This window comes from Methylomagnum sp., assembly GCF_054333355.1.
In genome coordinates this window covers 1-10,471 of the sequence record NZ_JBTEKS010000131.1, presented here as the reverse complement: position 1 = coordinate 10,471, position 10,471 = coordinate 1, and the positions used below count along the sequence as shown (strand labels likewise).

Here is a 10,471-nt window from a genome sequence, read left to right as displayed (position 1 = left end):
CTGGAGGGCTTCGACTTCTTCCAGCCCGCCCCGAATCCGGCCAAGGGCGTGACCGGCAACGAGAACGACTATGTCTTCGGGGCGCTCCGCGCCCGGCTGGGGGTCGCCATGACCACGCCGTGGGCGGATGGCCTGGTGCAGGGCGAGTACACGGGCCTGTATGGCCTGCCCGAGGGCGCCTTCGCCGGGCCGCCCGTCGGCCCGCTGGGGCTGGGCGGGGCGTATTACAAGGACAACGGCAGCCCCAATCCGGGCAGCGTCCACCTCAAGCAGGCGTTCGTGAAATTCAAGCTGCAACCCATGGTGGGTCTGAAGAACACGTATTTCCAGGGCGGGCGGTTCGAGATTTCCGACGGGCTGGAATACAGGACCGGCGACGCCAAGTTCGACGCCCTCAAGACCACCCGCGTCTCCCAGCGCTTGCTCGGACCCTTCGACTTCACCCACGCGACCCGCAACTTCGACGGCTTCGCGCTGAGCTACGACGACCCGGCCCTGAACGTGACCCTGACCGCCACCCATCCGACCCAGGGCGGCTTCAACATCCACGCCACCGACGAAATCAGCCACATCGACCTGGCCTACGGGGCCATCACCAGCAAGAAGGGGGCGCTCCTGCCGGACACCGAGGCGCGGCTGTTCTACCTCTACTACGGCGACGACCGCGACGCGCAGCCCACCGACAACCGCCCGCTTCCCGCCCGCCCCAAGCTGAGCCAGGACGCCCTGGCGCTCAGCACCATCGGCACGCACCTCCTCACGGTGCAGAGGCTCGGCCCCGGCGCGTTGGACGGCATGGTGTGGGGCGCCTACCAGTTCGGCGACTGGGGCAACCTGAACCACAGCGCGTGGGCCGCGACGGGCGAGTTGGGCTACCAGTTCACCGACGTGTCCATGAAGCCCTGGCTGCGGGTCGGCTATTTCCGCAGCTCCGGCGACGACAACGCCAAGGACGGCAGCCACAACACCTTCTTCCAGGTCATGCCCACGGTGCGGCTGTACGCCAAGTTCCCGTTCTTCAACCTGATGAACATCCAGGACGCCTTCGCGCAAGTGTCCATCGCGCCCACCGCCGCCACCAAGCTCAGCGTCGATTTCCACCACCTGGCCCTGAGCGACTCCGCCGACCTGTTCTACGGCGGCTCGGGGGCCACCTCGCGGAGCGGCTCCTTCGGCTACTTCGGGCGGGCCTCCGGGGGCAGCAACGCGGTGGGCCAGTTGGTGGACGTGGGCTTCACCCACAACATCACTAAGAACCTGTCCTACAACCTGTACTACGCCCACGCCTTCGGCTCCGACGTGACCCGCAGCGCCTACGCCCTCAAGAACGACGCCGACTACGGCTTCGCCGAGTTCACCCTGTCGTTCTAACCGAATGCCAATCCTGAGTCCGGGATTCGCCACAGGCAAGCCCGATGAGTAAAGCCTTGTCGCTATTCCGGGCTTGGTTGATCCGAGTCTTGTGGTTTTGCTGCCTTCAATTGCCAAGTGATGGCCGTTTAAAGCAGTCAGTTTTCGCGCCGTCTCACCAGGGCTGCGAGGCCATTCATTCAAGGGCGGCTTGCCGCCCTCTTTTTTTAACACGCCCGCGCCTGACCGCCGCCGGACGGGCGCCACCCCAATCTCACCAAAAATCAAAGCCGGTTCCCGCCCCGTCGCGGGGAAACTGGGCCATAGTCCACTATACTTGTGGGCATACGATTCACTGACTTATCACAATTATGAAAACAGTTGCGTCAGGAATAAGCCATCTTTATTTGGGGGCGGCGTTGATTATGAGGTGCGTCTCATGATAGGCGAAGTTTCATCATTGAGCAGGCACCTCGGCGATCATGAACAGCGTTATGTGTCCGTGTTGCTGCTGGGATTCGAGGCGGCGGATGAAGATAGGTTAAAAAAGATTTTTCAGCTCGCGCCCGAAACGCGCCGCTACATCGCGATTCCCCGCCTCGCCGGGAAAGCCCCAGAGGCGGACATCCTTCTGGTGAATTACGACAACCCCGCCGCTTTGATGGAAAAGGCCGCGATCCTTGACGGGGGGCGCGATATTCCAGTGGTTGCGGTCAGCCGCGGCCCCCTGAGCGAGCACCTCGCCCACCACATTCGGGGCATGTTGATGGCCACCCGGGTGTTGGGCGTGTTCGATAAGATTCCCGTCCGTGGACCGCAAGCGGCGCCCGCCCAGCCCGCCGCCCGCTCCGTTAGCGCAGAATCTGGCCCGGCACAGGAGGCTCGTCCCCTTTCCCTCATCGAGGCAACCCCGCCGTCGGCAGTGGCGCATCGCGCCTTGGCGGAAGAACGCCCGCGCCCGGCGGATACACCCCCTCAGGCGCCGACCACCCCATCACAATCCCCGCCGCCCGCGGTCGCTCCAATGCCGGAAGTCGCCTCCGGCTACCGTGCGCTGGTGGTGGATGATAGCGCCGCCATGCAAAAGTCCATCGAATTGAACTTGGCGACGCTGGATCAAATCACGGCGATCCATTTTGCCGACAGTGGCGAGCAAGCATTGGAGAAGGCTGTGGCCACACCCTACGACCTAGTGTTTTTGGATGTAATGATGCCCGGTATGGATGGCTATGAAACCTGCTCCAAGCTGCGCAAAGTTCCAGGATATAAAAAAACGCCTATCATTATGGTGACGGGAAAAACCTCTCCGTTGGACGAGGTGAAGGGGGTCATGGCGGGATGCACCACCTATGTCACCAAACCCATTCAACCGGAAGAATTCAAAAAGCTCGCCTCGCGGATACTGGCTTGGTTGAGGGAGTATAAGCCCCAATAATCAAGCAAAGGCCAACATGAAGGGTCGGTTGCGGCTCCATGGATATGATTTTGCCGAGCGGGTTCGGCCTATCGAAATCTTGCGATTCAGCCAAGCGAATATTTAAATCCAGAGGCTTGCCAGGGATTGTCGTAAGGTAATAACCATGCCAATGCTGAGGGCTTGGCGTAAACGCTCCCAAAATCCAAGGACATGGCCGCGTTAAAAATTACCCGATTAGCAAGGAACTTCACTAAAAACCCATTCAAAAGGAGGACTGAAAGGCTTGCCAATCAACTTTCGGCATGGTTACAAGTGCTATAAACCCAGGCATTTTCCCGCTACCGGCATACACTTCCTTTCTGGGCGAATTTCATTCATTTAAAAGGGTATTCCCATGGCTATCCGTAAAGTCTTAATCTGCGATGATTCACAAACCGACCTCATGAACCTGAAGAACGCCTTGCAGGACTCCAACTGCTTGCTGATCGTCGCCACCGACGGCGCGGAGGCCGTGCAAAAAGCTAAATCGGAAAAGCCCGATGCCATCTTCCTGGACATCGTCATGCCCGGCATGGACGGATTCGCGGCCTGCCGCACCCTGCGGGACGATTCCGACACCAAGCACATCCCGGTGTTCTTCGTCAGCACCAAGAACCAAAAGGCGGACCGGGTCTGGGCGCAAATGCAGGGCGCCCGCGACCTGATCGGCAAGCCCTACGACCGGCGCGAAATCCTGGACCGCCTGGCATCGGTCTAGCGCGGCGATACCCCGTACCCCCCATCCGCATGACGCAAGCCCATGGACACCCCCGTCGAAACCGTCAAGCCGGGTGAAGCGAATTGGCTCACCCCCTCCGAGGCCCTGACCCGCGTCCGGCCCCATGCCATCGAGGTGGGAAGCACCGCCCCGCTGGCGCGGGAGGAGGCCCTGTTCGGTTTCCGCGTGGGAAGCCTGGGCTTTCTGGTGGAAGCCGACACCTCTTGCGAGGTGCTCGGGAAAACCCAGGTCAACCCGATCCCCAATGCCCCGGCCTGGTTCAGTGGCCTGTTGGACTTGCGCGGCAACTTGGCGCCGGCCTTCGATTTGCGGCTGTGGCTGGACAATGAGCCGACCGACCCTAGGAAGCGCTCTTTGTTCGTCATTGGCCGCGAGGAAAAGTCCGTGGCCCTGTGGGTCGATGGCCTTCCCGAAGTCATGGGCAGCCTGGCGGCACCGCTGGCGCAATTGCCGCCCTTGCCCGCCGCGTTGCAAGCCTTCGTCCTGGCGGCGCATCTGCACCGCAACCAAATCTGGCTCAAGGTCCAGTTCGAGGCATTGTTCAAGCAGCTTGGGCACCAAATCGCCACGGGACATGGCGGATGACGGTGCCTGTCGGCCCTCCAACCGAAGTGACAGCCCTATGACCCAACAGCTTTTATACCCGTCGGACGAGCCGGTGCCGCCTGTCGAAGCGGATCAGGCAACCCTTGGGCAGGCCCGCACCGTGCAGGATCATGTCGATAAATTGGAGCGCTTGGCCGACCAAGCCGCTTTCGACGATCTGCGCGGGTTGCAGGATGCCTGCCTGCTGCTGATGGAAGCCCTGAACGAGATGCCGTCGGGACCGCTGGCGGCGTCCAGACCCGACCTGTCGGCCCTGCTCGACGGCTGGCCGGGGCTGATCGAGAACTACCTGCAATCGCCCGGCGCAGCCACCGGGGACATCCTCGAGTTCCTGCGCCGCCCGGAGTGGAGCCTGCCCCTCGCCGACGAGGAATTCACCATGCTCGAAGAGGGCTTGCGGGCCTGGGGAGGCGATGAACTGGCCGAGTCCGAACCGGCGGCCGCAACGGCTGAGTCCGAACCAACGGTCGCAGCGGTGGAATCCACCCTGGCCCTGTCCCCCGCACCCCCCGAAAAAGCTTCCACGCCATCTGCGCCCATTGAGCCAGTCTGCGCCGCGCCCCGGATAGACCTGTCGGCGCGGCCGCGGGCGGTGCGCGAACTCATCGAGCTGCTGCTGCTGGCGGCGGGCGCGGTGGAGATGGCGCTGAGTGCCCTGCTGGAAAATCCCGCCGCATTCGGGGAAGGTCTGGAACGCATCGAAGAAAGCCTGGAGCGCTTCGCCCGCGCCAGCAAGACGGTGGGCTTCGAGGGACTGACCAAGGCCTGTGTGCAAGTCGGTTCCAGTATCGAGTGCTACCGCTATGGGCAGGCTCCCTTCGACGACAAGGCCCCCGTCCTATTGGGGCGATGGTTGGCCCAGGTCAAGGCCTATCTGCCGGACTTCGACAACGAGGCGGCGGGACAAGCCATGTTGGCCTCCCTGAGTGATGAGGGCTGGCCGAAACCGCTGCTGGCCGAGGAAGGCGCGGCGATCCTGAATCTCATGCGGACCAGCGATATGACCGTGGGCAACCAGCCGGAGCCGGTCCGCCCGCAGGAGGCCAAGGCCGAGGATGTCTCCCTGGCGCTGCCCGGCGACGTGAACCGGGAATTGCTGGAACTGCTGTTGCACGACCTGCCCGGCTATACCGAGCAGCTTTCCACGGCCCTGCTGCGGCTGCGGTCCGGCGGCGGTCAGGCGGACATCGAAATCGCCCAGCGCGTCGCGCACACCCTCAAAGGGGCCGCCAATACCGTGGGCATCCGGGGCATCGCGGTGTTGACCCACCACCTGGAAGACATCCTGCTGGTCTGCGCCAAGGAACACAAAACCCCCGGCACTGTCCTGCTGGATTCCATCATCGACGCCGCCGACTGCCTGGAAGGCATGAGCGAGGCGCTGCTGGGACTGGGCGACCCGCCCGGCGAGGCTCAAGACGTGTTGCAGGGAATCATGGACTGGGCCAACCGGATCGACCGGGAAGGCCTCCCGGCCACGGACCAGGAAGCCCCGCCGCCCCGCCGCCCCGCCCAGTCATCCGAACCGCCCGAGACTTCCGAGCCAAGCCGGGCGGATGCCGCCGACGAGGCGGGTGGTCCGGCGGACTCGGAACCAGCGGCCCAGACGCCCATGATCCGGGTACCCACCGACCGGATCGAGTATCTGTTCCGGCTGTCCGGCGAAAGCATCATCCTCAACAGCCAGGCCCAGGAACGCCTGCGCCGCCTCACCAACCAACTGCAAAGCATGGAGACGCAGTTCGGCCTGCTGCGGCAACTGGGGGCCGAGTTGGAGCAGATGATCGATGTCAAGGACATGACGGGCCGCTTCGGCACCGCGAAGGCCGGTTTCGATTCCCTGGAAATGGATCAATACAACGAGCTATACACCGTCAGCCGCCGCATGGTCGAGGCGACGGTCGATGCCCGCCAGACCGGGCTGGACATCAAAAAGGAACTGGAACACCTGGGCGAGGTGCTGGAATACCAGCAACACCTGGTCATCGACACCCAGGAAGCGGTCATGCAGACCCGCCTGGTGCCCATCGCCTCCATCGCGCCGCGCCTGCAACGGAGCCTCCGGCAGACCTGCCGCCTGACCGGGAAGCAGGCCGAACTGGCCTTGACCGGCGAGAGCCTCCCCATCGACGGCGACACGCTCAACGCCTTGGTCGATCCGCTCATGCATATCCTGCGCAACGCGGTCGATCACGGCCTGGAAGACGAGGACGAGCGCGTGGCCCTAGGCAAACCCCGCACGGGCCATCTGACCTTCGAGTTCGACCGGGAAGGCAACAGCATCGTGGTCCATTGCCGCGACGACGGGCGCGGCCTGAACCTTGCCGCCATCCGCGCCACCGGCGAGAGCCGGGGACTCTTGCGCCCCGGCCAGGAAGTCCCCGACGCGGAACTGGAACGACTGATCCTGCGCCCGAACTTCTCCACCCGCACCCAATCGACCCAAACCTCCGGGCGCGGCGTAGGCATGGACGTGGTCCAGGCCCGCATCGCCGCCATGGGCGGGACGCTGGCCCTGTACTCCACGCCGGGCCGGGGCCTCAATATCGAGATGAAGGTGCCCCTGCCCCTGAGCCGTTCCCACGCACTGCTGGCCTATGCCGGTCCGCACCGGGTGGCGATAGCCAACAAGGGGCTGATGCAGATCATTTATTCCGGCGACGGCGAATTGCGCGACTTGGGCCATGGCCAGGTGCTGTTGTTGGGCGAGGCGTTGTATCCGGTGGCGCGGCTCAAAGACCTCCTGCATGTGGAGGACCGGCGGCGCGGCGAGACTATCCACGGTGCCGTGCTGTTGGTGCAGCATGGCGACGCGGCCACGGCGGTCCTGGTGGACAGCATCACCGACAGCCGGGACATCGTGATTAAGAACTTCGGCCATTACATCCCCAAGATTCCGGGACTGATCGGTGCCACCATCCTGGGTGACGGCTCAGTCACGCCGGTGCTGGACATTCCGGCGCTGCTGCGGCTGACGGAACACGCTCCCCACCGGACGCTGGCCGGGCCATCCGTCGCAGTGAAGGTGGTGGACGAAGAGCCGAGGCTGCCGACCGCGTTGGTGGTGGACGACTCCCTCAGCCAGCGCCGCGCCCTGGAACAACTGCTGGAGGACGCCGGATTCCGGGTGCGGGCCGCCCGCGATGGCCTGGAAGCGGCGGAACTGTTGGCGCACACCAAGCCGGACATCGTGTTGACCGACCTGGAAATGCCCCGCATGAACGGCATCGAACTGACCTCCCACATCCGCGCCCGGCCAGGACTCAAGGATTTGCCGGTCTTGATGGTGACGTCGCGGACCACCCAGAAGCACCGCCAACTGGCCGAACAGGCCGGCATCGACGGCTATTTCACCAAGCCGGTCAAGGATGAGGATCTGCTGGCGACGATGCGCGACCTGATGGAAGGCACCGCCAGCCGGGTGCGGAAGGGACGGGCCTGATGGCGAGGCGCGGCTTGGAGGAAATCGGCCCCACCGGCGACTTCGTGTGCCTGGACCTGGGCGGAACCCACTGGCTGATCCCCCAAGGCGACATCCACGCCCTGGAACCCGTCATCGACATGGCCCCCGCCGGAAAGTCCGGCGCGGTGGGGCGGTTCGACCAAGCGGGGGCGGAGTGGCCGGTGTACGCCCTGTCCCCGGATTTCGAGTTGCTTCCGGCCCGGCCCGAACCCCAAAGGGTCGCCGTCCTGATGCGGCATCGGCAACGCGCCTTCGGCGTATTGTGCGAGCGGGTGTGGGTGGCGGAGCGGAGCCGGCTGACGCTGCATCCGGTGCCGCCCTGCATGGACCGCCAGCCGTCGCCATTGCTGGGGCTGGCGCTCTGGGACGGCGAAGTCCTGTGCGTCAGCTCCGCCCACGCCTTGGAGCGTTGGCTGGGGAGGCTGGCGACATGAGCAGGGCCACCGCCTGGATGCTTCCCATCACCAAGGCCATGTCCGCCGCCGTGGGCGAATTCGAACTCGTCCACATCCTGCTCGACCGCCCCGTCCTGTTCGACGTGCCCCGTGCGCCGGCCCATTGCCGACATGTCGTGATGTGGCAAGACCGGATCGTGCCGCTCATGGACTTAAGGGCGCGCTTCGGGGTGCCGGGCTGGAGTCCGGGGCCGATTGCCAAAGACGGAGTGATCGGCATCGTGGCCTACCAGCCGGTCGCCACCGACCATTTCGAATACGGCGCCCTGCGGCTGGAAGCCATTCCCTGGCGCTCTGAGGTGGCCGACGAACAAGCCTGCGCCTTTCCCTCTTGGTTGGAGGTCTGGCGACCCTACGCCAGCGCCTGCTTCCAGCCGGAGGGACCGCGTTCGGCGGTGCCGATCCTGCGGCTGGACCGGCTGCTTTCTTCCTGAAGGTGGGGTGGCCTTGGAATTGACGCGACCCTGGTAGTTCCCTTTCTCTCACGAACCGAGAAGCAAAAACTATGGCTACACAACAACGACAAGTCAGCGCCAGCCTGTTCAGCAGGCTTCTGCTTTGGCAAAAATTCGCCATTCTGGGTGTGGTCGCCGCCATGCTGGTGGCCGTGCCGTTCTACTACTTCTTCAAAGCCGAGCAGGAATCCATCAACGCCTCCGTACTCGAGCGCGACGGCCTCGCGCCCGTCAAGGAACTGCTGGCCCTGGTGCAGGTGTTGCCCAGGCATCGCGGTTCTTCCACCGGCCTCTTAAACGGCAACGAGGCGCTGGCCGGCGAAGAAAAGACCACCCGCGACCTCGCCGACCAGCACATCGCGGCCTTCAGCGCCATGGCCGCGTCGATTCAGGACGAGGACCTGCGGAAACTCTGGCTGGACGTCCAGAAGAGCTGGCCGCAAATCTCCCAGGCCGTGGTGTCCCGCTCGGTCGCCGCACCCAAGAACTTCGACGCCCATACCCAACTCATCACCCAGATGCTCGACGCCCTGGATCGGGTGGTGGACTATTACGGGTTGTCCCTGGACCCGGCAGCGGAATCCTACTTCCTGATCCAAGCGATTCTGTCCGACGGCCCCTCCCTCACCGAATATCTGGGTCAGGCCCGTGGCTGGGGTACCGGTCTGCTCGCCAAAGCCGCCAAGCAGGGAACGGGACCCGCCGCGTCAGCCAACGCCGTGACCCTGCAAGACCGCACCAAGCTGGGCACGATGACCAACCTCGCCAGAGACCGTCTGACCGCCTTGCAGCGCGACCTGGAAAAGGCAGGCGTGGCCTCCCCACAGCTTAAGGCCAGCCTGGATGCTCTGACCGCCAGCGCCATCGGCATGGGCGACAAGGTGCTTGACCTCTCGCAAACCGAAATCATCGGCGCCGACAATCCGAATTTTTCCTCCACCGACTATTACACCCAATACACCCAGGCCATCAACGAAGCATTCAAGCTGTTGGACGCGGGCTCGCTCTCCCTTGACGAGCTGTTGGCGCAACGCGTGGCCTCGGCACGACAAGCCCAGATCACCATTTCTGGCGTCATCCTGGCCGTGTTCCTGGTGGGCGCCCTGATCGCTTTCTATATCAGCCGTTCCATCACCAACCCCATCGGCCATCTGGTGGGCGTCATGGATAAACTGGCCTCCGGCGACAGCACGGTGCGCGCCCACCTGGAAAGCTTCGACGAAATCGGTGCCCTGGGGCGCCAGTTCGACATGATGGTGGACCAGCGGGAGGCGGTCAGCGCCAAGATTCAACGGGAGAACGACGCCCTCAACAACTCCATCATCGAGTTGCTCCAGGCCGTGGCCCAGCTGGCCCAGAGGGACCTGACGGTCAGGGTGCCGGTGGCCGAGGACGTGACCGGCCCGGTGGCGGACGCCTTGAACCTGCTTTCCGGCGAGACCGCCAAGGTATTGAACCGGGTGACCGACATCGCCCGGAGCGTCGCCAACGTCTCGCAGTTGGTTAAAACCCAGTCCGATACCGTGATCCAGGTGGCGACGGAGGACAAGCGCGAGGTGGAACAGGCCACCGCCGAACTGAGCCGGGCCTCCGAGGTCATGCAGGAAATCGCCCGCTTGGCGTCGGCCTGCAACGAGGCGGCGGAAAAAGCCATCAAGAACACCGAACGGGCGCAGGACACGGTGTTGGGGACGGTCCAGGGCATCACCGCCATCCGCGACACCATCCGCGAGACGGAAAAGCGCATCAAGCGGCTGGGCGAGCGCTCCCAGGAAATCGGCGGCGTGGTCAGCCTCATCAACAGCATCGCCGAGCGCACCCACATCCTCGCCCTCAACGCCTCCATGCACGCGGCCTCCGCCGGTGAGGCGGGGCGCGGCTTCGCGGTGGTGGCGAACGAAGTGCAAAGGCTGGCCGAGAACGCCCGCGAGGCCACCTCGAAGATCG

General features: G+C 64.1%; 8 protein-coding genes. All 8 read left to right on the top strand.

Annotation, left to right across the window (positions count from 1 at the left end):
* A partial coding sequence (locus ACXWUF_RS11620) for an alginate export family protein (RefSeq protein WP_458494846.1) occupies positions 1 to 1,371 on the top strand: 1,371 nt, incomplete at its 5' end.
* 316 nt (positions 1,372 to 1,687) lie between these two features.
* The gene (locus ACXWUF_RS11615; RefSeq protein ID WP_458494845.1) at positions 1,688 to 2,785 is read left to right on the top strand and encodes a response regulator; all 1,098 of its coding nucleotides are present in this window, start codon (positions 1,688 to 1,690) and stop codon (positions 2,783 to 2,785) included.
* Between the two features lie 376 nt (positions 2,786 to 3,161).
* Positions 3,162 to 3,524, top strand: coding sequence for a response regulator (locus ACXWUF_RS11610; protein ID WP_458494844.1), 363 nt, complete (start codon positions 3,162 to 3,164; stop codon positions 3,522 to 3,524).
* Between the two features lie 42 nt (positions 3,525 to 3,566).
* Positions 3,567 to 4,130: a chemotaxis protein CheW gene (locus ACXWUF_RS11605; protein ID WP_458494843.1), complete on the top strand. Its 564-nt coding sequence runs from the start codon at positions 3,567 to 3,569 to the stop codon at positions 4,128 to 4,130.
* A gap of 37 nt (positions 4,131 to 4,167) precedes the next feature.
* Complete coding sequence (locus ACXWUF_RS11600; protein ID WP_458494842.1) at positions 4,168 to 7,593, top strand: hybrid sensor histidine kinase/response regulator; 3,426 nt, start codon at positions 4,168 to 4,170, stop codon at positions 7,591 to 7,593.
* Positions 7,593 to 8,048 (top strand): hypothetical protein, encoded by a 456-nt coding sequence (locus ACXWUF_RS11595; RefSeq protein WP_458494841.1) that lies wholly within the window; start codon positions 7,593 to 7,595, stop codon positions 8,046 to 8,048. The genes ACXWUF_RS11600 and ACXWUF_RS11595 overlap by 1 nt, the downstream gene beginning before the upstream one ends.
* Complete coding sequence (locus ACXWUF_RS11590; RefSeq protein WP_458494840.1) at positions 8,045 to 8,503, top strand: chemotaxis protein CheW; 459 nt, start codon at positions 8,045 to 8,047, stop codon at positions 8,501 to 8,503. The genes ACXWUF_RS11595 and ACXWUF_RS11590 overlap by 4 nt, the downstream gene beginning before the upstream one ends.
* 71 nt (positions 8,504 to 8,574) lie before the next feature.
* On the top strand, positions 8,575 to 10,471 hold a 1,897-nt coding region (locus ACXWUF_RS11585; protein ID WP_458494839.1), incomplete at its 3' end, for a methyl-accepting chemotaxis protein.